Origin of the sequence: Pseudomonas sp. W2Aug9 (genome assembly GCF_023127755.1) — a bacterium.
GTDB classification, from domain to species: domain Bacteria; phylum Pseudomonadota; class Gammaproteobacteria; order Pseudomonadales; family Pseudomonadaceae; genus Aquipseudomonas; species Aquipseudomonas synxantha_A.
This window is the reverse complement of sequence record NZ_SPKL01000010.1, coordinates 54368-79898: the sequence shown is the minus strand read 5'-3', so window position 1 is coordinate 79898 and position 25531 is coordinate 54368. Positions and strand designations below refer to the sequence as shown.

At 59.7% G+C, this 25531-nt stretch carries 26 protein-coding genes; 8 read left to right on the top strand and 18 right to left on the bottom strand.

The genetic code is table 11. The features are described from left to right. Positions 1 to 46: 46 nt before the first annotated feature. The 4 genes from E3O56_RS07285 to mreB all read right to left on the bottom strand — a co-directional run bounded on the left by E3O56_RS07285 (position 47) and on the right by mreB (position 3459). Entirely contained in the window at positions 47 to 643 is a 597-nt protein-coding gene (locus E3O56_RS07285; protein ID WP_103734629.1) for a Maf family protein, read from the bottom strand. 50 nt (positions 644 to 693) lie between these two features. Then, complete coding sequence (gene mreD, locus E3O56_RS07280; RefSeq protein ID WP_003188558.1) at positions 694 to 1182, bottom strand: rod shape-determining protein MreD; 489 nt, start codon at positions 1180 to 1182, stop codon at positions 694 to 696. Beyond that, positions 1182 to 2282 (bottom strand): rod shape-determining protein MreC, encoded by a 1101-nt coding sequence (gene mreC, locus E3O56_RS07275; RefSeq protein WP_103734630.1) that lies wholly within the window; start codon positions 2280 to 2282, stop codon positions 1182 to 1184. The genes mreD and mreC overlap by 1 nt, the downstream gene beginning before the upstream one ends. A 139-nt stretch (positions 2283 to 2421) precedes the next feature. Next, positions 2422 to 3459: a rod shape-determining protein MreB gene (mreB, locus tag E3O56_RS07270; protein WP_002555108.1), complete on the bottom strand. Its 1038-nt coding sequence runs from the start codon at positions 3457 to 3459 to the stop codon at positions 2422 to 2424. 210 nt (positions 3460 to 3669) lie between these two features. Here mreB and gatC point away from each other — a divergent pair, with 210 nt between their 5' ends. The 6 genes from gatC (at position 3670) to E3O56_RS07240 (ending at position 8835) form a co-directional block, all read left to right on the top strand. Continuing rightward, complete coding sequence (gatC, locus tag E3O56_RS07265; RefSeq protein ID WP_005784804.1) at positions 3670 to 3957, top strand: Asp-tRNA(Asn)/Glu-tRNA(Gln) amidotransferase subunit GatC; 288 nt, start codon at positions 3670 to 3672, stop codon at positions 3955 to 3957. Positions 3958 to 3973: 16 nt separating this feature from the next. Continuing rightward, complete coding sequence (gene gatA / locus E3O56_RS07260) at positions 3974 to 5425, top strand: Asp-tRNA(Asn)/Glu-tRNA(Gln) amidotransferase subunit GatA (RefSeq protein WP_148853462.1); 1452 nt, start codon at positions 3974 to 3976, stop codon at positions 5423 to 5425. Positions 5426 to 5435: 10 nt separating this feature from the next. Further along, positions 5436 to 6881 carry an Asp-tRNA(Asn)/Glu-tRNA(Gln) amidotransferase subunit GatB gene (gene gatB, locus E3O56_RS07255; RefSeq protein WP_005784800.1) on the top strand — a complete coding sequence of 482 codons (1446 nt, stop codon included), beginning with the start codon at positions 5436 to 5438 and terminating at the stop codon, positions 6879 to 6881. Between the two features lie 99 nt (positions 6882 to 6980). Next, positions 6981 to 7352 carry a septal ring lytic transglycosylase RlpA family protein gene (locus E3O56_RS07250; RefSeq protein ID WP_005784798.1) on the top strand — a complete coding sequence of 124 codons (372 nt, stop codon included), beginning with the start codon at positions 6981 to 6983 and terminating at the stop codon, positions 7350 to 7352. Positions 7353 to 7411: 59 nt separating this feature from the next. Beyond that, positions 7412 to 8458, top strand: a complete 1047-nt coding sequence (locus E3O56_RS07245) for a calcium/sodium antiporter (RefSeq protein ID WP_177327422.1) — start codon at positions 7412 to 7414, stop codon at positions 8456 to 8458. Continuing rightward, on the top strand, positions 8455 to 8835 hold the full coding sequence (locus E3O56_RS07240; RefSeq protein ID WP_032877796.1) for a carboxymuconolactone decarboxylase family protein: 381 nt from the start codon (positions 8455 to 8457) through the stop codon (positions 8833 to 8835). The genes E3O56_RS07245 and E3O56_RS07240 overlap by 4 nt, the downstream gene beginning before the upstream one ends. Here E3O56_RS07240 and E3O56_RS07235 read toward each other — a convergent pair. From E3O56_RS07235 to kdgD, 5 genes are all read right to left on the bottom strand, one after another. Continuing rightward, the gene (locus E3O56_RS07235; RefSeq protein WP_005784792.1) at positions 8832 to 9773 is read right to left on the bottom strand and encodes an AEC family transporter; all 942 of its coding nucleotides are present in this window, start codon (positions 9771 to 9773) and stop codon (positions 8832 to 8834) included. The genes E3O56_RS07240 and E3O56_RS07235 overlap by 4 nt on opposite strands. Before the next feature lie 174 nt (positions 9774 to 9947). Next, complete coding sequence (gene garD, locus E3O56_RS07230; RefSeq protein WP_103734632.1) at positions 9948 to 11501, bottom strand: galactarate dehydratase; 1554 nt, start codon at positions 11499 to 11501, stop codon at positions 9948 to 9950. 10 nt (positions 11502 to 11511) lie between these two features. Next, a complete protein-coding gene (locus tag E3O56_RS07225; RefSeq protein ID WP_005784790.1) occupies positions 11512 to 12876 on the bottom strand; it encodes an MFS transporter in 1365 nt (454 codons plus the stop codon). Between the two features lie 171 nt (positions 12877 to 13047). Further along, a complete protein-coding gene (locus tag E3O56_RS07220) occupies positions 13048 to 14493 on the bottom strand; it encodes an aldehyde dehydrogenase family protein (protein ID WP_032877799.1) in 1446 nt (481 codons plus the stop codon). 54 nt (positions 14494 to 14547) lie between these two features. Then, on the bottom strand, positions 14548 to 15459 hold the full coding sequence (gene kdgD / locus E3O56_RS07215) for a 5-dehydro-4-deoxyglucarate dehydratase (RefSeq protein ID WP_005784786.1): 912 nt from the start codon (positions 15457 to 15459) through the stop codon (positions 14548 to 14550). 237 nt (positions 15460 to 15696) lie between these two features. On the opposite strand from kdgD, the gene E3O56_RS07210 reads away from it, so the two are divergent. Next, complete coding sequence (locus E3O56_RS07210; RefSeq protein ID WP_103734634.1) at positions 15697 to 16854, top strand: phospholipase; 1158 nt, start codon at positions 15697 to 15699, stop codon at positions 16852 to 16854. 138 nt (positions 16855 to 16992) lie between these two features. Here E3O56_RS07210 and E3O56_RS07205 read toward each other — a convergent pair whose 3' ends face one another. From E3O56_RS07205 to rplM, 8 genes are all read right to left on the bottom strand, one after another. Continuing rightward, positions 16993 to 17742 (bottom strand): FadR/GntR family transcriptional regulator, encoded by a 750-nt coding sequence (locus E3O56_RS07205; protein ID WP_032877801.1) that lies wholly within the window; start codon positions 17740 to 17742, stop codon positions 16993 to 16995. Positions 17743 to 17900: 158 nt separating this feature from the next. Further along, positions 17901 to 18320, bottom strand: a complete 420-nt coding sequence (locus tag E3O56_RS07200; protein ID WP_005784780.1) for a ClpXP protease specificity-enhancing factor — start codon at positions 18318 to 18320, stop codon at positions 17901 to 17903. A gap of 17 nt (positions 18321 to 18337) precedes the next feature. Beyond that, positions 18338 to 18955: a glutathione S-transferase N-terminal domain-containing protein gene (locus tag E3O56_RS07195; protein WP_005784778.1), complete on the bottom strand. Its 618-nt coding sequence runs from the start codon at positions 18953 to 18955 to the stop codon at positions 18338 to 18340. Between the two features lie 148 nt (positions 18956 to 19103). Then, on the bottom strand, positions 19104 to 19883 hold the full coding sequence (locus E3O56_RS07190; protein WP_032877802.1) for a cytochrome c1: 780 nt from the start codon (positions 19881 to 19883) through the stop codon (positions 19104 to 19106). Then, positions 19883 to 21094 (bottom strand): cytochrome bc complex cytochrome b subunit, encoded by a 1212-nt coding sequence (locus E3O56_RS07185; RefSeq protein WP_032877803.1) that lies wholly within the window; start codon positions 21092 to 21094, stop codon positions 19883 to 19885. Before E3O56_RS07185 ends, E3O56_RS07190 begins: the two co-directional genes overlap by 1 nt. Continuing rightward, entirely contained in the window at positions 21094 to 21687 is a 594-nt protein-coding gene (gene petA, locus E3O56_RS07180; RefSeq protein WP_032877804.1) for a ubiquinol-cytochrome c reductase iron-sulfur subunit, read from the bottom strand. Before petA ends, E3O56_RS07185 begins: the two co-directional genes overlap by 1 nt. Before the next feature lie 265 nt (positions 21688 to 21952). After that, positions 21953 to 22345, bottom strand: a complete 393-nt coding sequence (gene rpsI, locus E3O56_RS07175) for a 30S ribosomal protein S9 (RefSeq protein WP_002555064.1) — start codon at positions 22343 to 22345, stop codon at positions 21953 to 21955. Between the two features lie 14 nt (positions 22346 to 22359). Then, a complete protein-coding gene (gene rplM, locus E3O56_RS07170) occupies positions 22360 to 22788 on the bottom strand; it encodes a 50S ribosomal protein L13 (RefSeq protein ID WP_003171742.1) in 429 nt (142 codons plus the stop codon). A gap of 249 nt (positions 22789 to 23037) precedes the next feature. On the opposite strand from rplM, the gene E3O56_RS07165 reads away from it, so the two are divergent. Next, on the top strand, positions 23038 to 24078 hold the full coding sequence (locus tag E3O56_RS07165; protein WP_032877805.1) for an NADP(H)-dependent aldo-keto reductase: 1041 nt from the start codon (positions 23038 to 23040) through the stop codon (positions 24076 to 24078). Positions 24079 to 24191: 113 nt separating this feature from the next. On the opposite strand, the gene E3O56_RS07160 is transcribed toward E3O56_RS07165, so the two are convergent. Next, entirely contained in the window at positions 24192 to 25328 is a 1137-nt protein-coding gene (locus E3O56_RS07160; protein WP_032877806.1) for an acyl-CoA dehydrogenase family protein, read from the bottom strand. Positions 25329 to 25531 lie beyond the last annotated feature (203 nt).

Here is a 25531-nt window from a genome sequence, read left to right as displayed (position 1 = left end):
CACAATAGTGACCGATCGCTCAAGGCTTGGCGCTGGAATACGGCGTTCAGCGCACGGTAATGTTTTGCCAACAGGGTATGCCGAATTGGACGAGCAGTTGCGCGGTTTCGCACACGGGCAGGCCAACCACCGCAGAATAACTGCCATTGAGGCCGGCAACGAACACCGAACCCAGGCCTTGGATAGCATAGCCGCCGGCCTTGTCCTGGGGTTCGCCACTGTGCCAGTAGGTTGTAGCCTCTTCGACAGAAAGCTGGCGAAAACGTACAAGACTGCTTACATATCGAGTTTCGCAGCGCTGGCCGTCGGTGAGGGCAATCGCGGTGAGAACTTCATGCTCGCGGCCCGAAAGGGCCATCAGCATTGCCAGCGCGTCGGCCTGGTCCACGGGTTTGCCCAGGATCTGGCCATCAATAATCACCGCCGTATCGGCGCCCAATACGCAGGCGCCCGAGGTTTGGCCAAGCGCAACAAAACCCGCCGTTGCCTTGCCGCGTGCAAGACGCTCGACATAGGCAACGGCAGGTTCGTGGGTAAGCGGTGTTTCATCAATCGCGGCGCTGACTACGGTGAAAGGCACACCGATCTGGGTCAGCAGCTCACGTCGCCGCGGGGAGCCCGAGGCCAGATAAAGCGAAATCATTGCAGCCTCTCCCTGTTGGGTTCGATAACCAGGCAGAGCCTCGCAACCATTCAATTGATTTTATAGCGGCGACGCAGCCCACGCAGGCCAAAACTGATCCAGGGCCACAGCAGTGCACTGACCAGGGCCGGCAAGACCAGCGCCAGGGTGGGCTGACGGTTGCCGGTCAATGCGCTCAGCCACAATTGCACCAACTGCGCCAAACCGAAAATCACCAGGATCACCAGGCACTGCTGCCACATAGGGAACATGCGCAGGCGCTGTTGCAACGACAGCACCAGGAAAGTGATCAGGGTCAGGATCAACGCATTCTGGCCCAGCAAGGTGCCATAGAGCACATCCTCCGCCAAGCCCAGGCACATCGCAGTGACCATGCCCACCTTGTGCGGCAGGTTCAAAGACCAGAACGCCAGCAGCAAGGCCAGCCAGAGCGGGCGCAGGATTTCCATGAATTGCGGCAGCGGCGAAACGCTGAGCAGCAAGCCAATAGCGAAAGTCAGCCAGACGATCCAGCCATTGCGCGAATGAGTACCGGCCATTATTCCTCCCTCTGCCGTGTGGTGGCCGGAGCGATTGTCGCAGGCCTCGCAGGCGCGGTGGTCGCCGCCGGTTTAGCCGGGCGAGCACTCTGTGCAGCAGGCTTGGCTGGTGTGGCGACAGGCGCTGCGGTTGCCGGAACGGCCGGCGCAGCCGCAGGCGCTGGTGGCCCGACGAAGGCCGGTTTGGGCACAATGGCGGGGACGACCGGCGCGGTGCCGTTCTGCTTGTCTTCCGCTTCCTGGGCCTGGGCGGCGTCGTTGGCGCGCTCCTCCGGGGTGCGGTTATCGCTGAACACCAGCAGCAGGTAACGGCTACGGTTAAGGGCAGCCGTCGGCACGGCCCGAACGATCGCGAATGGTTGGCCAGAATCGTGGATCACTTCCTTGACCGTCGCCACCGGGTAGCCGGCCGGGAAGCGCTGGCCCAGGCCGGAGCTGACCAGCAGGTCGCCTTCCTTGATATCCGCAGTGTCGGCAACATGGCGCAGTTCGAGGCGTTCGGGGTTGCCAGTACCGCTGGCAATCGCGCGCAAGCCGTTGCGGTTGACCTGAACCGGAATGCTGTGGGTCGTGTCCGTCAGCAGCAGGACGCGCGAGGTGTAGGGCATCAACTCCACCACCTGGCCCATCAGGCCACGGGCATCGAGCACCGGCTGGCCGAGGACCACACCGTCGCGCTCACCCTTATTGATGATGATGCGATGAGTGAACGGGTTCGGATCCATGCCGATCAGCTCGGCGACTTCAACCTTTTCATTGACCAACGCGGAAGAATTGAGCAACTCGCGCAGACGAACGTTCTGCTCGGTGAGGGCCGCCAGCTTTTGCATGCGCCCCTGCAACAGCAGGTTTTCAGTCTTGAGTTTTTCGTTCTCGGCGATCAGCTCGGTGCGGCTGCCAAATTGGCTGGCCACGCCCTGGTAGAGACGTTGTGGCAGGTCGGTGATCCAGTAGGTCTGCATCAACACCAGCGACATCTGGCTACGCACGGGCTTGAGCAGTGCAAAGCGGGCATCGACCACCATCAGCGCGACCGAAAGCACGGTCAGCACCAATAAGCGCACGCCCAATGAGGGGCCTTTGGCGAAAAGCGGTTTAATAAGCCGCTCCTCCCAGGCAAATGTTCTCTTTATTCATACGGCATCAAACCGGCCTGGATGCAGATTGAAGAAGATAAACGCCAACAGGCAGCACTGCAAAGTGCTGCCTGCCGACCAAGCATGAACCATCCAGGCAATCTTATTCGCTGGAGAGCAGGTCCATGGTGTGTTTATCCATCATTTCCAGCGCACGACCACCACCACGAGCAACGCAGGTCAGCGGGTCTTCGGCAACGATCACCGGCAGACCGGTTTCCTGTGCCAGCAGCTTGTCGAGGTCGCGCAGCAAGGCGCCACCACCGGTCAGCACCAGGCCACGCTCGGCGATATCGGAAGCCAGCTCCGGCGGCGACTGCTCCAGGGCACTCTTCACGGCCTGAACGATGGTGGCCAGGGACTCTTGCAGAGCTTCCAGCACTTCATTGGAGTTCAGGGTGAAGGCACGTGGAACGCCTTCGGCCAGGTTGCGACCGCGAACATCGACTTCGCGAACTTCGCCGCCCGGGTATGCGGTGCCGATTTCCTGCTTGATGCGCTCGGCGGTGGATTCGCCGATCAGGCTGCCGTAGTTGCGACGCACATACGTGATGATCGCTTCGTCGAAACGGTCGCCACCCACGCGCACGGATTCGGCATACACCACACCGTTCAGGGAAATCAGGGCGATTTCGGTCGTACCACCACCGATATCCACCACCATCGAGCCGCGGGCTTCTTCAACCGGCAGGCCGGCACCGATCGCAGCCGCCATCGGCTCTTCGATCAGGAACACTTCGCGGGCACCGGCGCCAAGGGCCGATTCACGGATGGCACGACGCTCAACCTGGGTGGACTTGCACGGAACGCAGATCAGCACACGAGGGCTGGGCTGCAGAAAACTGTTTTCGTGAACCTTGTTGATGAAGTACTGCAGCATCTTCTCGCAGACGCTGAAATCGGCGATCACGCCATCCTTCATCGGACGAATGGCAGCAATGTTGCCTGGTGTACGGCCGAGCATACGCTTGGCCTCGGTGCCAACGGCAACGACACTTTTCTGATTACCATGGGTCCGAATGGCCACAACCGATGGCTCATTCAGAACGATACCGCGCTCGCGCACGTAAATAAGGGTGTTGGCAGTGCCCAGGTCAATGGAAAGATCGCTGGAAAACATGCCACGCAGTTTCTTGAACATGGGAAAGGGACCCTAGGCAACGCGTGGGTAAAAAAGTGCGGCAAACTCTAACAACGACAGGGATTTTGGGCAAGGCGCCAATGTGCTAAATTGGCCGACTTTCTGTGCACCAACCCCCACAATCGCGGCCATATGACCGTAGAAATGCGGTAGTGTTCCGACAATCTAACACACGGACGCCTTCCGTTCTGTTTTCCACTGGAGAATCCCATGGCGCTTGAACGCTCCGACGTGGAAAAAATCGCGCATCTGGCCTCGCTTGGCCTCAATGACGCCGATCTTCCACAGACCACCGCAGCCCTGAACAGCATTCTCGGGCTGGTTGACCAAATGCAGGCCGTCGATACCGACGGCATCGAGCCCCTGGCTCACCCGCTGGAAGCCAGTCAGCGCCTGCGCGCAGACGTCGTGACCGAGCGCAATAACCGCGAGGCCTACCAGTCCATCGCGCCAGCGGTCGAAAACGGCCTGTACCTGGTTCCGAAAGTCATCGACTAAAGGGAAAGAGCCTTTCATGCATCACATGACTCTGGCCGAGATCGCCCGCGGTCTCGCCGACAAAACGTTTTCCAGCGAAGAGCTGACCCGGACCCTGCTTGCGCGTATCGCCGAGCACGATCCCAAGGTCAACAGCTTCATCAGCCTCACCCAAGAGCTGGCCCTGAGCCAGGCCAAGGCCGCCGACGCACGTCGCGCCAACGGTGAAAACAACCCTCTGCTGGGCGCCCCCATCGCCCACAAGGACCTGTTCTGCACCCAGGGCATTCGCACCAGCTGCGGCTCGAAGATGCTCGACAACTTCAAGGCGCCCTACGACGCCACCGTGGTCTCCAAGCTGGCCGCCGCCGGCGCTGTGACCCTGGGCAAGACCAACATGGACGAATTCGCCATGGGTTCGGCCAACGAGTCGAGCTACTACGGCGCGGTGAAAAACCCGTGGAACCTTGAGCACGTGCCCGGCGGTTCGTCGGGTGGCTCGGCTGCGGCCGTGGCCGCACGCTTCCTGCCCGCCGCTACGGCGACCGACACCGGTGGTTCGATCCGCCAGCCCGCCGCGTTCACCAACCTCACCGGCCTGAAGCCGACCTACGGTCGCGTTTCCCGCTGGGGCATGATCGCCTACGCCTCAAGTCTCGATCAGGGCGGCCCTCTGGCACGCACCGCTGAAGACTGTGCAATATTGTTACAAGGCATGGCAGGCTTCGATAAACAGGACTCCACCAGCATCGATGAGCCCGTGCCGGACTACAGCGCCAGCCTGAATACCTCGCTCAAGGGCCTGCGCATCGGCGTGCCGAAAGAGTACTTCAGCGCCGGCCTCGACCCGCGTATCGCCGATCTGGTGCAAAACAGCATCAAAGAGCTGGAAAAGCTCGGCGCGGTGATCAAGGAAATCAGCCTGCCGAACAACCAGCACGCGATTCCCGCCTACTACGTGATCGCGCCGGCAGAGGCGTCTTCCAACCTGTCGCGCTTCGATGGCGTGCGCTTCGGCTATCGCTGCGAAAACCCGAAAGACCTCACCGACCTGTACAAACGCTCCCGTGGCGAAGGCTTCGGCAGTGAAGTCCAGCGCCGGATCATGGTCGGTGCCTATGCCCTGTCCGCCGGCTACTACGACGCGTACTACCTCAAGGCGCAGAAAATCCGTCGCCTGATCAAGAACGACTTCATGGCCGCCTTCGAAGAAGTCGACGTGATCCTCGGCCCAACCACGCCGAACCCGGCCTGGAAGATCGGCGCCAAGACCGGCGACCCGATCGCCGAGTACCTGGAAGACCTCTACACCATTACCGCCAACCTCGCGGGCCTGCCGGGCTTGTCCATGCCTGCCGGTTTCGTCGACGGCTTGCCGGTTGGCGTGCAATTGCTCGCCCCGTATTTCCAGGAAGGCCGCCTGCTCAATGTGGCGCACCAGTACCAGTTGCACACCGACTGGCACACCCGCACCCCTACCGGCTTCTGAGGAGAACACTATGCAATGGGAAGTTGTGATCGGGCTGGAGATTCATACCCAGCTCGCCACCCAATCGAAGATTTTCTCCGGTAGCGCCACCACGTTCGGCTCTGAGCCCAACACCCAGGCCAGCCTGGTCGACCTGGGCATGCCCGGCGTGCTGCCGGTGCTGAACCAGGAAGCGGTGCGCATGGCGGTGATGTTCGGCCTGGCGATTGACGCCGAGATCGGCCAGCACAACGTGTTTGCACGCAAGAACTACTTCTATCCGGACCTGCCCAAGGGCTACCAGATCAGCCAGATGGAACTGCCGATCGTCGGCAAGGGCCACCTGGACATCCCGCTGGAAGACGGCACCATCAAGCGTGTCGGCGTAACCCGTGCGCACCTGGAAGAAGACGCCGGCAAGAGCCTGCACGAAGAATTCCCCGGCGCCACCGGTATCGACCTGAACCGTGCCGGCACGCCGCTGCTGGAAATCGTCTCCGAACCGGACATGCGCAGCGCCAAGGAAGCCGTGGCCTACGTCAAGACCATCCACGCGCTGGTGCGCTACCTGGGCATCTGCGACGGCAACATGGCCGAAGGCTCGCTGCGTTGCGACTGCAACGTGTCGATCCGGCCAAAGGGCCAGGTTGAGTTCGGCACCCGCTGCGAGATCAAGAACGTCAACTCGTTCCGCTTCATCGAGAAGGCGATCAACAGCGAAGTGCGTCGCCAGATCGAATTGATCGAGGACGGCGGCAAGGTGATCCAGCAAACGCGCCTGTACGACCCGAACAAAGACGAAACCCGCGCCATGCGCAGCAAGGAGGAAGCCAACGACTACCGTTACTTCCCCGACCCGGACCTGTTGCCGGTGGTGCTGGAAGATTCGTTCCTCAACGACATCCGCGCCACCCTGCCGGAACTGCCGCAGCAAAAACGCGAGCGCTTCCAGGAGCAGTTCGGCCTGTCGGTCTACGATGCCAGCGTGCTGGCCTCCAGCCGTGAACAAGCCAACTACTTCGAAAAAGTCGTGAGCATTGCCGGCGACGCCAAGCTGGCGGCCAACTGGGTGATGGTCGAACTGGGCAGCCTGCTGAACAAACAGGGCCTGGAAATCGACGAAGCGCCCGTCACTGCCGAACAATTGGGCGGGATGCTGCTGCGCATCAAGGACAACACCATCTCCGGCAAAATCGCCAAGACGGTGTTCGAAGCGATGGCCGCGGGTGAAGGCAACGCCGACGAGATCATCGAGAAGCGTGGCCTCAAGCAAGTCACCGACAGCGGCGCGATTTCGGCCGTACTCGATGAAATGCTCGCGGCGAATGCCGAACAGGTCGAGCAATACCGCGCCGCAGACGAAGCCAAGCGCGGCAAGATGTTCGGCTTCTTTGTCGGCCAGGCCATGAAAGCTTCCAAGGGCAAAGCCAACCCGCAACAGGTGAACGAGCTGCTTAAAAGCAAGCTCGAAGGCTGATTGCGGTGAATGGTTGGAGCAGACCACAAGGTCTGGCTCCAACCTGTGTGGGAGGGGGCTTGCTCCCTCTCCACATTTTTTATTGGGGATGTTCTGACAATGAAGCGTCTACTCGGCCTCCTGGCCTTGTCCTCCCTGCTGGCCGGTTGCGCCAGCGGTCTCATCGACCCCAACGGTTACGACGAAACCGGCACCGCCTCCTATTACGGCGCCAAACACCATGGCAAAAGAACCGCCAGTGGTGAACCCTTCAACCAGAACGCCTTGACCGCTGCGCATCGGCGCCTGCCCTTCGGTACGCGGGTCAAAGTGACCAACCTGAACAACGACCGATCGGTCGTGGTGCGCATCAATGACCGCGGCCCGCACACCCGTGGGCGCCTGATCGACGTTTCCCGCAAGGCTGCCGAGCAACTGCGTATGCTGGGCAGCGGCACCGCACGGGTTCGCGTGCAAGCCCTGAACAACTGATTGAGGCCGCCTTGAGTATTTTCGGATTGAACGCCCTTTCGCCCTGGAGCCTGCTCGAACTGGTCGGCGGCTTGCTGCTGTTGATCGTCGGCGCCGAGATCCTGGTACGCGCCGCCGTGCGCCTGGCGGCCAGCCTCAAAGTGCGACCGCTGATCATCGGCTTGAGCGTTGTCGCCTTCGGCAGCAGCGCGCCGCAGATGGCCGTCAGCCTCCAGGCCACGCTGGCCGGCAATACCGATATCGCCGTGGGTAGCGTCATCGGCAGCAGCATTTTCAATATCCTCGTCACCCTGGGCCTGTCGGCGCTGATCATTCCACTGCGGGTCTCGCGGCAACTGGTGCGTGTGGATATCCCGGTGATGATCTTCGCCGGTCTGCTGGTGTTTATCCTGGCCGCCAATGAAGTGCTGACACCGCTCGATGGCGTTTTGCTGCTGGTGGCGCTGGTAGCTTACCTTGGCGTGCTGCACCACCAGACGCGTCATTCACGCCGCCCGCGCACCCTGGACACCGTGGCCAAGGCACCCTGGTTGAGCAGCGCGTTGCTGATGTTCGCCGGGCTATTGGTGCTGGTACTGGCCGGGCATTTGTTGCTGGGCGCCGCGGTGGAAGTGGCGGGCGACCTGGGCTTGTCGGAGCGTGTCATCGGCCTGACGCTCATCGGCGTGGGCACCTCGCTGCCCTGCCTTGCCACATCGCTGATCGCCGCCTTGCGGGGCGAGCGGGAAATTGCGGTGGGCAACGTGATCGGCAGCAACCTGTTCAACCTGCTGGGCGTGCTGGGCTTTACCGCGCTGGTGGCGCCGTCGCCGCTGTCGGTATCACCCAATGCTCTGGACTTTGATTTGCCGGTGATGCTCGGTGCCATCGTCCTGTGCCTGCCGGTGTTTTATACCGGCTACCGCGTGACGCGTATCGAAGGGCTGGTGCTGCTGGGGTTGTACCTGGCGTACGGGCTGCACGTAATGGCCTTCACCACCGGTATGCCCCTGGCCAACAAGCTTGAACAATTGATGCTGTATTACGTCCTGCCGGCGTTGGTGGCTTTGCTGTTGTTCACCTCTGTGCGCGCCTGGCACCGCCAACACAAGAGGGAATCGAAATGACCGATCAGAAAAAACCCGGAGTTGAGGTACGACGCCAAGTCATGGGCGATGCATTCGTCGACCGCGCCCTGGGTAATGCCACGGCGTTCACCCAGCCGCTGCAGGACTTCGTCAATGAACATGCGTGGGGCGCTGTCTGGAACCGCGAAGGCTTGCCGCTCAAGACCCGCAGCCTGATCACCCTCGCCGCCCTGACAGCCCTCAAATGCCCGCAGGAACTCAAGGGCCACGTGCGCGGTGCACTTAATAATGGCTGCACGGTAGACGAGATTCGCGAAGCGCTGCTGCATTGCGCGGTGTATGCCGGTGTGCCGGCGGCGATTGATGCCTTTCGGGCGGCGCAGGAAGTGATCGAAAGCTACCAGAAAGACGCCTAGATCCAGCCACCCGCCTGCAATACGAAAATCCCGATATTGGTGGTCACCGCCGCCATCAGCGTAGTGATCACGATAATCGCCGCCGCCAGCTCATGATTGCCTTGCGCCGCCCTGGCCATCACGAAGCTGGCCGCGGCTGTCGGCGCGCCGAAGTACAGGAACAGAATCCCCAGCTCCGGCCCGCGAAAGCCCAGCAACCAAGCGCCCAAGGTTGCGATCACCGGCAACCAGATCATCTTCATCAGGCTCGCACTCAACGCCATGTTGCCGCTCTTGCGCAGCGCGGCCATGGACAAGGTGCCGCCGATGCAAATCAACGCCAACGGCAGCGTGGTATCCGACAGGTACTGCAAGGACTTTTCGAACCAGCCGGGCAAGCTGATCTGAAAGTACGCGAACGGCGCAGCAACGATCACGCTGATGATCAGTGGGTTAGCCACCACACTCTTGAAAATGCTCCACGGGTCGGACTTGATCACCGGGCTGTACACCGCCAGCACAATGGTCGACAGCGTGTTGTAAAACAGGATCACCAGCGCCGCGAGGATTGCGCCCAGGGAGATCCCGTAGTCACCGTACATACTGGCGGCGAGCGCCAGGCCGATCACCCCGTTATTGCCGCGAAACGCACCCTGGGTGTAAATGCCCCGGTCTTCACGCTTGCAGCGAAAAATCGCCCAGCCCCAGGCCAAAGCAAAGCTCGCCAGGGTGGCGACGGCAAAATAGATCAGCAAACCCGGCTTGAGTGCCGCGTGCAGGTCGGCATGCAGGATGCCCAGGAACAGTAGCGCCGGCATGGTGACGTTGAACACCAGGGACGACGCGGTGTGGATAAAGTTGTCGTTGATCCAGTTGATGCGCTTGAGCAGCACCCCCAGAAACAGCATGGCAAACACCGGCGCGGTGATGGTGAGGGTGGTAAGGAAGATTGCCAGCATGCCGGGGAGAACCTTGGTGGGCGTCGTTAGTTGGCTAATGATAAGCCATGCAGCCCGTGTCGTCTGGTCTACCGCTATCGGGAGCAAGCCCCCTCCCACATTTGAACGCATTCATTCTGTTGAAATGCGGACCAATGTGGGAGGGGGCTTGCTCCCGATGCAGGCGACTCGGTCTCAGGTAATCGGCGCCGGGTTGAACAGCGTGATGTCGTTATGCAACTTGTGATGCTCCGCCCACGTCTGCTTCCTGCCACTGGCCACGTCCAGGTAGAAGTGAAACAACTCCCAGCCCAGCTCCTCGATGCTCGCGCGCCCGGTGGCAATGCGCCCGGCGTCGATATCGATCAGGTCCGGCCAACGCTGGGCCAGCTCGGTGCGGGTCGACACCTTGACCACCGGCGCCATCGCCAGCCCGTACGGCGTGCCGCGCCCGGTGGTGAATACATGCAGATTCATCCCTGCCGCCAGTTGCAAGGTGCCACACACAAAATCACTGGCCGGGGTGGCGCAAAAAATCAGGCCCTTGCCCTTCAAGCGCTCGCCGGGGCCGAGCACGCCGTTGATCGCGCTGCTGCCGGACTTGACGATGGAGCCCAAGGACTTCTCGACAATATTCGACAGCCCGCCCTTCTTGTTGCCCGGCGTGGTATTGGCGCTGCGGTCTGCTTCACCCTTGGCCAGGTAACGGTCATACCAGTCCATTTCCCTGACCAGTTCCCGGGCAACCTCCTGGTTCTGTGCGCGGGAAGTCAGCAGGTAAATGGCATCGCGCACTTCAGTCACTTCGGAAAACATCACCGTCGCGCCGGCCCGCAGTAACAAGTCCGAGGCATACCCCAGCGCCGGGTTGGCGGTGATACCGGAAAACGCATCACTGCCACCGCATTGCATGCCCAGGATCAGTTCGGAAGCTGGCACCGTTTCCCGACGTCGCTGGTCGAGTTTTTTCAAGCGCACTTCGGCCAGCGCCATGATCTGCTCGATCATCTCAGTGAAGCCGTGACTGGAGTCCTGCAGGCGGTAAAGCCACGGCTCGCTCAGGTCCACGGAGCTGTCGTTGTCGTGCATCACCTGGCCGGCCTGCAATTTCTCGCAGCCCAGGCTGATCACCAGGGCTTCACCGCCCAGGTTCGGGTTGCGCGCCAGATTGCGCACGGTGCGGATCGGGATATAGGCATCCGTCGCCGTAATCGCCACGCCGCAGCCGTAGCTGTGAGTCAGCGCCACCACATCATCGACGTGGGGATACTTGGGCAGCAACTCATCCTTGATGCGCTTGACTGCGTGGTCCAGCACGCCGGTGACGCACTGCACGGTGGTGGTGATACCGAGGATATTGCGCGTGCCCACGGTACCGTCGGCATTGCGATAGCCCTCGAAGGTGAACCCCTCCAGCGGTGCCTGGGTTTCAGGCACCTCGGTGGACAGCGGCAAGCTGTCCAGCGGTGGCGCGGTGGGCATGCGCAGTTGATCTTCCTGCACCCAACAGCCACGCGGAATCGGAGCCAGGGCGTAACCGATGGTCTGACCGTAGCGGATAATCCGGCCGCCCTCGGGGATATCTTCCAGTGTGACCTTGTGGCTCTGGGGTATGAACTCCACGGTGACCAGGCCGTCGGGGAATTCGGTCCCCGCCGGTACACCCTGGTCGTTTACCACGATCACCACATTGTCGCGCTCGTGCAAACGGATCGAGCGCGGCGAGTCGGCATGTTCAATCAACTGCATCACACGAACCTCAGGAATGCGCTTGGGAAAGGTTGGTCAACTCAGGGCCTTTGGCGGGCGGCTCTTTGAGCACCACGCGCTTGATCGGGCCGACAATCACCAGGTAGCTGAACACTGCGACCAGCGCGTTGGCGCCGACGAACACCAGGGCCCATTTGAACGAGCCGGTAGTGCTGATGATGTAGCCAATGACAATCGGCGTGGTGATCGACGCCAGGTTACCGAAGGTGTTGAACAGGCCGCCACTGAGGCCGGCGATCTGCTTCGGCGAGGTGTCGGACACTACCGCCCAACCCAGTGCGCCAACGCCTTTGCCGAAGAACGCCAGGGCCATGAAGCCCACCACCATCCATTCGATGTCCACGTAATTGCAGGCCACGATACTGCTGGAGATCAGCAGGCCGCCAATGATCGGCGCCTTGCGTGCAAAGGTCAGCGAGTGGCCTTTACGCAGCAGGTAGTCAGAGATCACCCCGCCGAGCACACCGCCGATAAAGCCGCAGATCGCCGGCAACGAGGCGATAAAACCAGCCTTGAGGATGGTCATGCCGCGATCCTGCACCAGATACACCGGGAACCAGGTCAGAAAGAAGTAGGTGATGCCGTTGATGCAGTACTGGCCCAGGTACACGCCGAGCATCATGCGGTTGGTCAATAACTGGCGAATGTAATCCCACTTCGGCCCATCAGTTTTCTTACCCTTGCCCTTGTCCTGATCCATGTCGACCATCGCGCCGTTGGCAGCGATGTGGTTGAACTCGGCCTCGTTGATCATCGGATGCTGGCGCGGGCTGTGGATAACTTTCAGCCAGATCAGCGAGAACACGATGCCGATCACGCCCATCACGATAAACACATGCTGCCAGCCGAAGCGGTAGACGATCCAGCCCATCAATGGCGCAAACAACACCGTGGCGAAGTACTGCGCCGAATTGAAGATTGCCGATGCGGTGCCGCGCTCAGCCGTAGGAAACCACGCCGCAACAATACGGGCATTGCCCGGAAACGACGGCGCCTCGGCCAGGCCCACCATAAAGCGCAACATGAACAGCGCCACTACGGCGGTGGAGACGCCGAACTCACCGACATAGCCTTGCAGCACGGTGAATAGCGACCAGGTGAAGATGCTCAAGGCGTATATTTTTTTCGAGCCGAAGCGGTCGAGCAGCCAGCCGCCAGGAATTTGCCCGGCCACGTAAGCCCAACCGAATGCGGAGAAGATGTAACCGAGGGTGACCGCGTCGATGCCGAGGTCTTTTTGCAGGCTGGAGCCGGCGATGGCGATAGTTGCGCGGTCGGCATAGTTGATCGTGGTCACCAGAAACAGCATGAGCAGGATCAAATAGCGGACATGGGTCGGCTTGGTCGCTTGCATGAAGAGGTACTCCCACTAATTATTTTTTTTGCGGGTAATGATTTTTTGTTTTTCCTGTGGGAGCCGGGCTTGCCCGCAATGCAGACACCTCGGTGTGTCAGCAAGACCGAGGTGATGCTATCGCAGGCAAGCCAGCTCCCACATAAAGCCAGTGCCACAGGATGCTGCGTATTACGAGCCGATATAGCTGGTCTTCACCACGGTGTAGAACTCTTGCGCATAGCGACCTTGCTCACGCGAACCGTAGGATGAGCCCTTACGGCCACCGAATGGAACGTGGTAGTCCACACCCGCCGTCGGCAGGTTGACCATCACCATCCCGGCCTGGGAGTGGCGTTTGAAGTGGTTGGCGTACTTCAGCGACGTAGTGGCGATACCCGCCGACAGGCCAAATTCGGTGTCGTTGGCCATGGCCAGCGCCGCCTCGTAGTCAGCCACACGCACCACGTTGGCCACCGGGCCGAAAATTTCTTCACGGCTGATGCGCATCGCCGCTTCGCTGTCGGCAAACAAGGTCGGCGCCAGGTAATAGCCTTCGGTGTCGCAGGTCACCAGGCCGCCACCGCTCACCAGCCGCGCACCTTCGCTCTGGCCGATGTCGATGTATTTCATGTCCTGGTCCAACTGGGTCTGGGACACCACCGGGCCAATGTCGGTGCCGCTATTCAAAGCGTGGCCGACCCTGATCGACTTCATGCGCTCGGCCATGGCGGCGACAAACTGGTCGTGGATCCCCGCCGTGACAATCAAGCGGCTCGACGCAGTGCAACGCTGGCCGGTGGAATAGAACGCGCTCTGCACCGACAACTCCACCGCCTGCTTGAGGTCGGCGTCATCGAGGATGATCTGCGGGTTCTTGCCGCCCATTTCCAACTGCACTTTGGCCTGGCGCGACACACAATTGACGGCGATCTGACGACCCACGCCAACGGAGCCGGTGAAGCTGATGCCATCGACTTTCGGGCTGTTAACCAACACGTCACCGACGACACGACCGCTGCCCATCACCAGGTTGAACACACCAGCAGGGAAACCAGCGCGAGAAATGATCTCCGTCAGGGCCCAGGCGCAACCCGGCACCAGCTCCGCAGGTTTGATCACCACGCAGTTGCCGTAGGCCAGGGCCGGGGCGATTTTCCACGCGGGAATGGCAATCGGGAAATTCCATGGAGTAATCAGCCCCACCACGCCAAGGGCTTCGCGAGTCACTTCAACGCTGACGCCCGGACGCACCGAGGGCACGTAATCACCTGAAAGGCGCAGGCATTCACCGGCGAAGAACTTGAAAATATTACCGGCGCGGGTCACTTCGCCGATGGCTTCGGGCAGGGTCTTGCCCTCTTCCCGGGCCAACAAGGTGCCGAGCTCTTCGCGACGGGCAAGGATTTCACTGCCGACTTTATCCAGCGCGTCGTGGCGCGCCTGGATACCGGACGTGGACCAGGCCGGGAAAGCGGCGCGGGCCGCGTCAATGGCCGCGTTGACTTGGGCCACGTCCGCTTTGGCGTATTCGCCGATGACATCGGACAAATCAGACGGGTTGATATTGGTGCAATAGTCGGCGCCGGTTACCCATTCACCGTTGATGTAGTTTTCGAAACGCTTTGCTTGGGACACAAATCTTCTCCTGATGCAAAAGGCCGCTGATTGCTCAGCGGCCTTGTGGATAATTTATTGCGCGCCTTGCTTGTCGATCAGCGCGGCCAGGGCTTCGTATTCTTCCGGCAACAGATCGGTCAGCGGCGTACGCACCGGGCCGGCGTCATACCCGACAATTTTCGCGCCGGCCTTGACGATGCTCACTGCGTACCCGGCTTTGCGATTACGGATGTCCAGGTAAGGCAGGAAGAAGTCATCGATGATCTTGTCGACGGTGACGTGATCTTCGCGGGCAATGGCGTGGTAGAAATCCATGGCGGTTTTCGGGATGAAGTTGAACACCGCCGAGGAGTACACCGGCACTCCAAGGGCTTTGTAGGCCGCGGCGTAAACCTCTGCAGTCGGCAGGCCGCCGAGGTAGCTGAATCGGTCACCCAGGCGGCGACGGATCGACACCATCAGCTCGATATCACCCAGGCCATCCTTGTAGCCGATCAGGTTCGGGCAACGTTCGGCCAGACGCTCCAACAGCGGCGCGGTCAGGCGGCAGACATTGCGGTTGTAAACCACCACGCCGATCTTGACCGACTTGCACACCGCTTCAACGTGGGCAGCAACCCCGTCCTGGCTGGCTTCGGTGAGGTAGTGCGGCAGCAGCAGCAAGCCTTTGGCACCGAGGCGTTCCGCCTCCTGGGCGTACTCGATGGCCTGGCGGGTCGAACCGCCCACACCGGCAAGAATCGGCACGCTGGACGCGCAAGTGTCCACGGCGGTTTTTACCACTTGGGAATATTCGCTGGCAGCGAGGGAAAAAAACTCACCCGTCCCACCGGCTGCGAACAACGCGGTGGCGCCGTAAGGGGCTAGCCATTCGAGGCGCTTGATGTAGCCCGCCTGGTGGAAGTCACCCTGGGCGTTGAAATCGGTCACCGGGAAAGACAGCAGACCGTGGGAGAGGATGGACTTCAGTTCTTGTGGATTCATTATTCGAACACCCTGGACGAAGACTTTCTGAGGAAAGCGTTGTTGTTGGTTTTGATGATGTCGTACGTCATCGTACAACTATAAAAAGTTTCGTCAACTGCAATTCGTTGAGCCTCCGCTCACACCTGACGTGTGGATTGCAATTCTTGACGTAGGAAATTTCTCACCTATAGTGACTTCAGCTGTATATACATACAGTTAAAAAGGAATATTTCCACGACATAGCAAGGAGCTAACATGTCAGGTCTTGAACTCGCAGTACCCGAGAAACTCCCGCCAACCCTGCGTTTTGAAGGGGGTGAACACACCGCCATCGGCGATGAAACCCTGCTGCGCTTCGCCAAGGACGCTGCGGCGATTCCTGCACACCAGGTGCAATTGCATCTGCCCAACGGGCTCGCGCTGACCTACGGCCAAGTGATCGCTTTGGGTGGCGATTTCTATGGCATCCCCGGCCAAGCCATCAGCGATGGCGCCTCTGCGGCCGAGCGCGTGCAACGTTTCACTGCAGCCTTCAACTCTCTCGCCGTATTACCCGCCTCACGGGAAGAGGCGCAGAAGATCCTGGCGGTGATGCAAAAGGAAATCAACGCCGTCAAGCAGGCGATCAAGGATGGCAAACAACCCCATGAAGCCTACGACGCACTGGGTGATACGTTGTCGGAGGAGTGGAACCGCATCACGGGTGGCGGCAGCGCTGTTTCGGCCCTGATTCCCTTGGGACGCTACCTCAAGCTGGCAGCGGACAATGCCGATCACTTCGGTGAGTGGGCCTTGTCCGCGTACCTGGCCGGTCACACGGCGGCGCTGCAACAAGCCGTTGTGGCCCACCAGACGGGTACCGACCAGGCCCTGGAACTGGCCTATGCGATGAACAGCTTCGCTGATCACTTCTTGACCGACCTGTTTTCTGCCGGGCACCTGCGAGTGCCGCGCAAACAGTTGGCAGCCGTTGTGACGCCAGGTGAACTGGGCTCGCTGATCAGCCGCTTCATGCACGACGAAGACAGCAAGTTCGGGCTCAAGGTGCGTAATGCCATGGGTGATCAGTGGCATGCCTACGGCGACAAGCGCTACTTCGACAGCATCGACGCCGATAATCGCGTGCAGGTAAAACGTGCGGTGCAGGCTTCGGCAGACGAAATCTTCGAAACCTTCATCAGCGGCGTCACGCCCTCCCCGGCCAGCTTCAAGGCACCGCTGTATGTGCCCGACCTGAACGCCGCGCAAAACCCGGCGAATAACTTCTCGCCGTTGTTCAAGATGGAGGGGGACAAGGTGCTGCGGCGCAAGGACGTCAATGACCTGAACGACAAACACTGGACCAATGATTGGTGGGGGTGGAGTACGTATCTGTTGCTCAAAGACTACAAGCCCAATCAACCCGCCAGCTAAACAGGCCCGGTACTCCAGATAATGGAGATCAAATGTGGGAGATGGCTTGCCTGCGAATGCACTGGTTCAGTAACAAACTCAATGACTGACACACCGCTATCGCAGGCAAGCCAGCTCCCACACGGGATATGGCAAACCTCAGCCGCGCTGCGCTTCTGCCTCTTCATGGGCATGGCGCAGCCGCTCACGGCTGTTGGTCAAATGCAGACGCATGGCCGCCCGCGCCGCATCCGAATCCTGACGGGCAATTGCCTCATAGATTTCTTCGTGTTCGCGACTCAGGCGGCTCATGTAATGCTGTTGGTCATCATGGGCCAGGCGCGCCGAATTCAAGCGGGTACGCGGAATGATGCTGGTACCCAGGTGGGTCATGATGTCGGTGAAGTAGCGGTTGCCGGTAGACAGTGCAATTTCCAGGTGGAAGGCAAAGTCTGACGCCACCGCATCACCAGCGTGGGCCGCACTTTCATTCAGCGCATCAAGGGCCGCACGCATGGCGGCCAGTTGTGCATCACTGCGACGCAAGGCGGCAAGGCCCGCCGACTCTACTTCCAGGCTGATACGCAGCTCCAGAATCGCCAGCACATCACGCAAGGTCACCACGGTGGCCGGGTCAATGCGGAAACCGCTAGGGCTGGGCGTGTCCAACACAAAGGTGCCGATACCATGGCGGGTCTCGACCTGCCCCGCCGCCTGCAAGCGCGAGATGGCCTCGCGCACCACGGTGCGGCTGACGCCGTGGGCGTCCATGATCGCCGACTCGGTAGGCAGTTTATCGCCGCGTTTGAGCTGGCCATCGCGGATCTGCTCGGACAACACCGTGACCAATTCCTGGGCAAGGCTGCGGCGCTTGCGGGGCAGACGTGGAGCGGCGCTGGCGTTTTCCATGATGAACCATCTTTCTCGGCGAACTGAAGACCGCATCATAGCCCATGGTGGTTGTACGATCACCGTTGTGGCGCGACTTTCATCCATATCCTTCGCGCAAAAAAATGCCCCGACAAACGTCGAGGCATTTTTCAGAGGGGTCTGAAGGCAAAATCCGCCTACTTCACCACTTTCAAGCTCGGCCGACCGCTAGGACGCGGCGGCTCGCTGTCCGGTGGCGGTAGATCATCACCGCCTTCACCGTCGATCGTTTCGTCGTCCTCGAAAGGCGACTCCAGATCGAACACCATGCCTTGGCCATTCTCCCGGGCGTAGATCCCGAGGATGGCACCAATCGGCACGAACAGCGTATGTGGTACGCCACCGAAACGCCCTTCAAAGCTCACCGCTTCGTTGTCCATGTGCAGATGGCGCACGGCACTGGGCGATACGTTCAGCACGATTTGTCCGTCGCTGGCGAAACCCTGTGGCACATCCACCTTGGGAAACTCGGAATTGACCAGCATGTGCGGTGTGCAATCGTTGTCCACAATCCACTCATAGAGCGCGCGGACCAAATAAGGTCGACTGGAGTTCATCAACGGCTCCTTAAGCCTTAGCGCATATCGCGTTCGACACCAGACAGACTCGCCTGGAAAGCCTCACGCGCAAATTGGCGCTCCATGTAATCAAGCAGCGGCTTGGCCGGCCGTGGCAGTTCAATGCCCAGGATCGGCAAGCGCCAGAGTATGGGTAATAGGCAGCAATCCACCAGGCTTTGTTCCTCACTGAGGAAAAAAGGTTTATCAGCGAACAGCGGCGAAACACCGGTCAGGCTTTCGCGCAATTCCTTGCGCGCCTGCACCCGAGCGGCTTCCTTAGAACGCGAATCCAAAATGACATCCACCAGCCCGCACCAGTCACGCTGGATCCGATGGATCAGCAGGCGGCTGTTGGCACGCGCTACCGGGTACACCGGCAGCAAAGGCGGATGCGGGTAACGCTCATCCAAGTATTCCATCACCACGGTTGACTCCCACAACGCCAGGTCACGATCGACCAGGGTGGGCAAGCTGCCGTAAGGGTTCACTTCGATCAGTTTCGGCGGATGACGGCCCGCCTCCACACTGATGATCTCGGCGCTGACACCCTTCTCTGCGAGCACAATGCGTACTCGGTGGGAATAGTGGTCGGCGGGGTCGGAGTAACAGGCCAACCGATTGGTCACGCCCATGGCGGTCCTCCTCGCTTGTTGAAATTATCGAAAGCTCAAAAACGAGCGCGCCCAGAGAGCATCTCTGTAACGTCCGGTCAAACCAGGCGTTACGTGTTCAGAGATGCCGCTGGGCGCGCAAGATTAACAGCAATTGCTTACGGTTGGATCAATGCACATCCTTCCAGTATTCGCGCTTGAGCAGATAAGCGAATACGAAGAAGAAAGCCAGGTACAGCAAGACGTACGTACCGATGCGCTGGTGCTGCAGTTTGACCGGGTTGGCCGAGTAGGCCAGGAAGGTCACCAGGTTCTTGACCTTCTCGTCGAACTGCTCTTCGTTCAGCGTACCGGTCTTGGGCACGATGGTCAGTTGATCGCATGCTTCATGGGTCAGAGGCGTACCGGTCAACGGATCATATTGCTTCTTGCCGTCTTCAACGACCTGAACCTGCTTGCATCCTACCACTTGACGACCCTGCAGGCCGACCAGAACGTTCGGCATGCCGACGTTCGGGAAGACTTTGTTGTTCACGCCATACGGGCGCGCAGGGTCTTCGTAGAAGGATTTCAGGTAGCCGTAGAGCCAGTCGGTGCCGCGCACGCGGGCCACCAGGGTCAGGTCGGGCGGTGCGGCGCCGAACCAGGCCTTGGCATCGGCCGGTTGCATGCCGGTGTTCATGTGGTCGCCGATCTTCGCGCCAGTGAACACCGCGTGGCTGAGCATCACTTCATGGGGGATGCCCAAGTCATCGGCGACACGCTCGTAACGTTGGAACTTGGCGCTGTGGCAACCCATGCAGTAGTTGGTGAATGTACGCAGCCCATCCTGCATGGCGGCCTTGTCAGACACATCGATATCGACTTTTTCCAGCTGCGCGCCATGCTCGGCGGCGAAGGACAGTAGCGGCAGGGCCGCAAGCACGAATGCAACGAATAATTTTTTCATCAGCCAGTCACCCTTTCCGGAACCGGTTTGGTCTTCTCGAGCCGGGTATAGAACGGCATCAGAATGAAGTAGGCGAAGTACAGGAAGGTGCAGACCTGCGACAGCAACGTACGCTCGGGGGTCGGCGCCAGCACGCCTAGCACGCCCAGGATCACGAACGAAATGCAGAACACCCACAGCCAGATCTTGCTCAGCCAGCCTTTGTAGCGCATCGACTTGACCGGGCTCCGATCGAGCCACGGCAGCACGAACAGCACCGCGATGGCTGCGCCCATGGCGATCACGCCCATGAGTTTGTCGGGGATCGCACGCAAGATCGCGTAGAACGGCGTGAAGTACCAGACCGGGGCAATATGCTCGGGCGTCTTGAAGGCGTTGGCCTGTTCGAAGTTAGGTTTCTCCAGGAAATAACCACCCATCTCCGGGAAAAAGAACACGATCGAGCAGAACACAAACAGGAACACCACTACGCCGACAATGTCTTTCACGGTGTAGTAAGGGTGGAATGGAATGCCGTCGAGCGGGATGCCGTTCTCGTCCTTGTGCTTCTTGATGTCCACACCATCAGGGTTGTTGGAACCCACTTCGTGCAGTGCCAGGATGTGCAGTACCACAAGGCCCAGGATCACGATCGGCAGGGCCACCACGTGCAAGGCGAAGAAGCGGTTCAGGGTGATGCCGGAGATCAGGTAGTCGCCACGAATCCACTGGGTCAGGTCGTTGCCGATCACCGGGATTGCACCGAACAGCGAGATGATCACCTGGGCGCCCCAGTACGACATCTGGCCCCATGGCAGCAGGTAGCCCATGAAGGCTTCGGCCATCAGCGCCAGGTAGATCAACATGCCAAACACCCACACCAGCTCACGCGGCTTCTGGTACGAACCGTAGAGCAGGCCACGGAACATGTGCATGTAGACGACGATGAAGAACGCTGACGCGCCTGTGGAGTGCAGCAGGCGCAGGATCGAGCCGTACTCGACGTCGCGCATGATGTATTCGACGGAAGCAAAGGCCTCTTCCGCCGACGGGGTGTAGCTCATCGTCAACCACACGCCGGTGACGATCTGGTTGACCAGCACCAACAAGGCCAGGGAGCCAAAGAAGTAGAAGAAGTTGAAGTTTTTTGGCGCGTAATATTTGCTGAGATGGTCTTCCCACATTTTGGTGGCGGGGAAGCGCGCATCCACCCAATCCATGAACTTGCTCATCACGCGTTCTCCTTGTCGAGGCCAATGACTATGAGGTCGTCAGTTTCGTAGGTATGCGGAGGCACGGGCAGGTTCAATGGAGCAGGCTGGGATTTGTAGACACGGCCAGCGAGGTCGTAGTGCGAGCCGTGGCAGGGGCAGAAATAACCACCGACCCAATCCTTGCCCAGATCGACAGGGGCCACTTCCGGGCGGAAGGTAGGCGAGCAACCCAAGTGGGTACACAGACCAACCAGCAACAGGATCTCTGGCTTGATCGAACGCATTTCGTTCTTGGCGTAGGCGGGCTGATCGGAATTTTCGGATTTCGGGTCAGACAACTGGCCTTCGATCTTTTTCAGATTCCCCAGGATTTCCTCGGTACGGCGAACAATGAAAACCGGCTGGCCGCGCCATTCAGCAATCATCTGCTGACCTGGCTCGATCTTGCTGACATTCACCTTCACCGGTGCACCTGCGGCTTTCGCCTTGGCACTGGGAAACCATGACCCCACGAACGGGACCGCAGCCCCCACCGCTCCTGCAGCACCCACCACGGATGTGGCTGCTACCAAGAAGCGACGCCGGCCTGCATTCACGCCGTCATTGCTCATTCAGTCCTCTCCCATCAGCTTTTTGGCCTGTTAAATCAGGCGTCTACTAAGTGTTGAATCTTTACTTATAAAAATTTTGACGGATGGTAATGAAAAGCCCCACGTATGACAAGGGAATTGCCCGGGCCTCCGCCCTCAGGCCTTGTAGTATAGGGGGTCTACGGATGTGGCAAGTTGTCACGGCGAAAAATGTGCATAAATCGCAGGCAATAAAAAACGCCCAGCTCCGTGAGGAGGCTGGGCGTTTTCTGGAACGTAAAGCGAATTAACGCTTCGAGTACTGCGGACGCTTACGCGCTTTACGCAGACCGACTTTCTTACGTTCAACTTCACGAGCATCGCGAGTAACGAAGCCAGCTTTGCGCAGAGCGCCACGCAGGGTTTCGTCGTACTGCATCAGAGCGCGAGTGATACCGTGGCGGATTGCGCCAGCTTGACCACTTACACCGCCACCGATAACGGTGACGTAGATGTCGAACTTTTCAACGGTCTCGGTCAATTCCAGCGGCTGACGAACTACCATGCGGGCAGTTTCGCGACCGAAGAAGTTGTCCAGGGAGCGGTTGTTGATCGAGATGTTACCAGTGCCCGGACGCAGGAAAACGCGTGCGGTTGCGGTTTTGCGACGGCCAGTGCCGTAATTTTGAGTCGCCGACATAATGAACTATTCCGTTAAAACTTCAGTTCTTGGGGCTGCTGAGCAGCATGAGGGTGTACAGCGCCCGCATAGACTTTCAGCTTGCGAAACATATCGCGACCCAGTGGGCCCTTCGGCAGCATGCCTTTGACCGCGATTTCGATCGGGGCTTCAGGCTTCTTGGAGATCAGGCCTTCAAAGTTGGAAGACTTGATACCGCCTGGGAAACCGGAGTGACGGTAGTACATTTTGTCTTGCGCTTTGTTGCCGGTAACACGTACCTGCTCAGCGTTGATGATCACGATGTAGTCACCGGTATCAACGTGCGGGGTGTATTCAGGCTTGTGCTTGCCACGCAGACGGCTGGCGACTTCAGTGGCCAGACGACCCAGGGTCTGACCAGCGGCGTCGACGACAAACCAGTCGCGCTGAACTGTTTCCGGTTTTGCAGTAAAAGTTGTCATTCTTTAATAGCCTCAGGGGCCGCCCTGTAAATTAGACGGCGGATCTTACTGAATAGTGCGTACTTTGACAAGTCAAAGGCAGCCGGATACAGACGCTATCGGGGGCTCGGGTCGGCGCGTCCGTTCAACGGCAAGATTCTTCGGCAGGCGGCGCATCACTTCCACTGCAGAAAGAGGTGGGCAATTATGCAGATTGCGAAAAAAAATTCAACCTGCTTTTATGATTGTTTTCCCCTGAAGGAGTACCCGATGGATTACCGACAGCTGGGCCGCACCGATCTGAACGTCAGCGCCATCGCGTTGGGCACCATGACCTGGGGCGAGCAGAACAGCGAGGCAGAGGCTTTCGCGCAGATCGAACGGGCAAAGGGCGCGGGGATCAACTTCCTCGATACCGCAGAAATGTACCCGGTACCGCCCAAGGCCGACACCTATGCCACCACCGAACGCTACATCGGCAACTATTTCAAAAGCCGTGGCGACCGCGCCGACTGGATCCTCGCCAGCAAGATCGCCGGCCCCGGCAACACGATTGACTACATCCGCGATGGCTACCTGCGTCACAACCGCAAGCACATCACCCAGGCGCTCGACGCCAGCCTCAAGCGCCTGCAGACCGACTGGATCGACCTCTACCAACTGCACTGGCCGGAACGCAGCACCAATTTCTTCGGCCAACTGAGCTACAAGCACAAGGACGAAGACGACCTCACCCCCCTGGAAGAAACCCTCGAAGCCCTGGATGAACAGGTCAAGGCCGGCAAGATCCGCCACATCGGCCTGTCCAACGAAACCCCATGGGGCACCATGAAGTTCCTCGCCCTGGCCGAAGCCCGTGGCTGGCCGCGCGCGGTGTCGATCCAGAACCCGTACAACCTGCTCAACCGCAGCTTTGAAGTGGGCCTGGCGGAAATCGCCATCCGTGAGCAGTGCGGCTTGCTGGCCTACTCACCGCTGGCGTTCGGCATGCTCAGCGGCAAGTACGAAGGCGGCGCACGGCCGGCCAAGGCACGCCTGACCGAGTACAGCCGCTTCAGCCGCTACTTCAACCCGCAGTCGGAGGCGGCGTGCAGCCGCTATGTGGCATTGGCGCGGGAACATGGCCTGGACCCGGCGCAGATGGCCCTGGCGTTTGTGACGCAGCAGCCGTTTGTGACCAGCAATATCATTGGGGCTACGTCGCTGGAACAGTTGGATAGCAACATTGCCAGTGCCGAGTTGAAACTGTCGAAAGAGGTGTTGGAAGGGATTGAGGCGATTCAAAAGGATCATCCAAACCCCGCGCCTTGATTGACCTTCAGACCGCCATCGCAGGCAAGCCAGCTCCCACATGTTGATCTGTGAATACCGTCAAATGTGGGAGCTGGCTTGCCTGCGATGAGGCCATCAAGAGCACCAGACAATCAAAGTGCCCGCGCAATAATCTCCTTCATGATCTCATTGGTTCCCGCATAAATGCGCTGCACCCGCGCATCCGCCCAGGCCCGGGCAATCGGGTATTCCCACATGAAGCCGTAGCCGCCGTGCAACTGCACGCACTCATCGAGCACCTTGCATTGCAGGTCCGTGGCCCAGTACTTGGCCATCGCCGCTGTCGGCACGTCCAGCTTGCCTTCCAGGTGCAACGCCATGCATTTGTCGACAAACACACGACCGATCTGAATCTCGGTGGCCATCTCGGCCAGCTTGAATCGGGTGTTCTGGAAGTCGGCAATCGCCTTGCCGAACGCCTTGCGCTCGCGGGTGTAGTCCAGGGTCCATTGCAATGCCGCTTCGGCTGAAGACAGCGCGCCTATCGCCACGGTCAAACGCTCTTGAGGCAGCTCCTGCATCAGATATGCGAAGCCCATACCGGCCTGGCCCAGCAAGTTTTCCTTGGGCACCCGCACGTCCTGGAAAAACAACTCCGAGGTGTCCTGGGCCTTCATGCCGACTTTCTCCAGGCGCTTGCCCTTGTCGAAACCGGGCGTGCCAGCCTCCACCAGAAACAGGCTGGTGCCCTTGGCGCCGGCCTTGGGATCGGTCTTGGCGACTACGATCACCAGATCGGCCAAGTAACCGTTGGTGATAAAGGTCTTGGAGCCGTTGATGACGTACTCATCGCCGTCCAGCACTGCCGTGGTCTTGACCCCTTGCAGGTCGGAACCGGCGCCCGGCTCGGTCATGGCAATTGCCGTGACCATCTCCCCGCAGATCAACTTGGGCAGGTATTTGTGCTTAAGCGCTTCACTGCCGTAATGCAGGATGTAGGGCGCGACGATATCCGAGTGCAGAGAAAAGCCGATGCCGGTCAACCCCAGGCGGCTGACTTCTTCGATCACCACCGCGCTGTAGAGGAAATCTGCGCCCAGGCCGCCATATTCCTCCGGCAGGTGGGAACACAACATGCCCGCCTCCCCCGCCTGGTTCCACAGGCTACGGTCGATATAGCCCTGCTTTTCCCATTGCCCATGAAAGGGCGCGGCGTGTTTTTCGAGGAAGGTGCGCACGCTCTCGCGGAAGAGTTCGTGCTCCGAGCTGAACAAGGTTCTGGGGATCATGGGTCACCTGCGTGGATTGTCGGACAAGGACGAGCCCACAGAGCCTATGCCCCGATGGCGTCACGGGACACTGGACACATGCGACAAAAAATAAGACGATCCAGCCGTCTGGTGACCACTTTCCCCTATAAGAATAAATGAAATTATGTCTAACCAAATCTCCACGCCCCTGCGGCGCGTCAGCATTTTGGCCATTGATCGGG

Excerpts from the sequence above, each read along its gene's own strand:
- E3O56_RS07200 (WP_005784780.1), bottom strand. The coding sequence starts at position 18,320 with ATGAACTCCAGTCGACCTTATTTGGTCCGCGCGCTCTATGAGTGGATT.
- E3O56_RS07235 (WP_005784792.1), bottom strand. The coding sequence starts at position 9,773 with ATGCTGGCAATCTTCCTTACCACCCTCACCATCACCGCGCCGGTGTTT.
- E3O56_RS07205 (WP_032877801.1), bottom strand. The coding sequence starts at position 17,742 with ATGGAAAACGCCAGCGCCGCTCCACGTCTGCCCCGCAAGCGCCGCAGC.
- E3O56_RS07190 (WP_032877802.1), bottom strand. The coding sequence starts at position 19,883 with ATGAAAAAATTATTCGTTGCATTCGTGCTTGCGGCCCTGCCGCTACTG.
- E3O56_RS07240 (WP_032877796.1), top strand. The coding sequence starts at position 8,455 with ATGACCGATCAGAAAAAACCCGGAGTTGAGGTACGACGCCAAGTCATG.
- gatC (WP_005784804.1), top strand. The coding sequence starts at position 3,670 with ATGGCGCTTGAACGCTCCGACGTGGAAAAAATCGCGCATCTGGCCTCG.
- E3O56_RS07165 (WP_032877805.1), top strand. The coding sequence starts at position 23,038 with ATGGATTACCGACAGCTGGGCCGCACCGATCTGAACGTCAGCGCCATC.
- gatA (WP_148853462.1), top strand. The coding sequence starts at position 3,974 with ATGCATCACATGACTCTGGCCGAGATCGCCCGCGGTCTCGCCGACAAA.
- mreB (WP_002555108.1), bottom strand. The coding sequence starts at position 3,459 with ATGTTCAAGAAACTGCGTGGCATGTTTTCCAGCGATCTTTCCATTGAC.
- E3O56_RS07185 (WP_032877803.1), bottom strand. The coding sequence starts at position 21,094 with ATGAGCAAGTTCATGGATTGGGTGGATGCGCGCTTCCCCGCCACCAAA.
- gatB (WP_005784800.1), top strand. The coding sequence starts at position 5,436 with ATGCAATGGGAAGTTGTGATCGGGCTGGAGATTCATACCCAGCTCGCC.
- E3O56_RS07250 (WP_005784798.1), top strand. The coding sequence starts at position 6,981 with ATGAAGCGTCTACTCGGCCTCCTGGCCTTGTCCTCCCTGCTGGCCGGT.
- rpsI (WP_002555064.1), bottom strand. The coding sequence starts at position 22,345 with ATGTCGGCGACTCAAAATTACGGCACTGGCCGTCGCAAAACCGCAACC.
- E3O56_RS07225 (WP_005784790.1), bottom strand. The coding sequence starts at position 12,876 with ATGCAAGCGACCAAGCCGACCCATGTCCGCTATTTGATCCTGCTCATG.
- kdgD (WP_005784786.1), bottom strand. The coding sequence starts at position 15,459 with ATGAATCCACAAGAACTGAAGTCCATCCTCTCCCACGGTCTGCTGTCT.
- petA (WP_032877804.1), bottom strand. The coding sequence starts at position 21,687 with ATGAGCAATGACGGCGTGAATGCAGGCCGGCGTCGCTTCTTGGTAGCA.
- E3O56_RS07210 (WP_103734634.1), top strand. The coding sequence starts at position 15,697 with ATGTCAGGTCTTGAACTCGCAGTACCCGAGAAACTCCCGCCAACCCTG.
- rplM (WP_003171742.1), bottom strand. The coding sequence starts at position 22,788 with ATGACAACTTTTACTGCAAAACCGGAAACAGTTCAGCGCGACTGGTTT.
- E3O56_RS07285 (WP_103734629.1), bottom strand. The coding sequence starts at position 643 with ATGATTTCGCTTTATCTGGCCTCGGGCTCCCCGCGGCGACGTGAGCTG.
- E3O56_RS07160 (WP_032877806.1), bottom strand. The coding sequence starts at position 25,328 with ATGATCCCCAGAACCTTGTTCAGCTCGGAGCACGAACTCTTCCGCGAG.
- garD (WP_103734632.1), bottom strand. The coding sequence starts at position 11,501 with ATGCAGTTGATTGAACATGCCGACTCGCCGCGCTCGATCCGTTTGCAC.
- mreD (WP_003188558.1), bottom strand. The coding sequence starts at position 1,182 with ATGGCCGGTACTCATTCGCGCAATGGCTGGATCGTCTGGCTGACTTTC.
- E3O56_RS07195 (WP_005784778.1), bottom strand. The coding sequence starts at position 18,955 with ATGGGCGTGACCAATCGGTTGGCCTGTTACTCCGACCCCGCCGACCAC.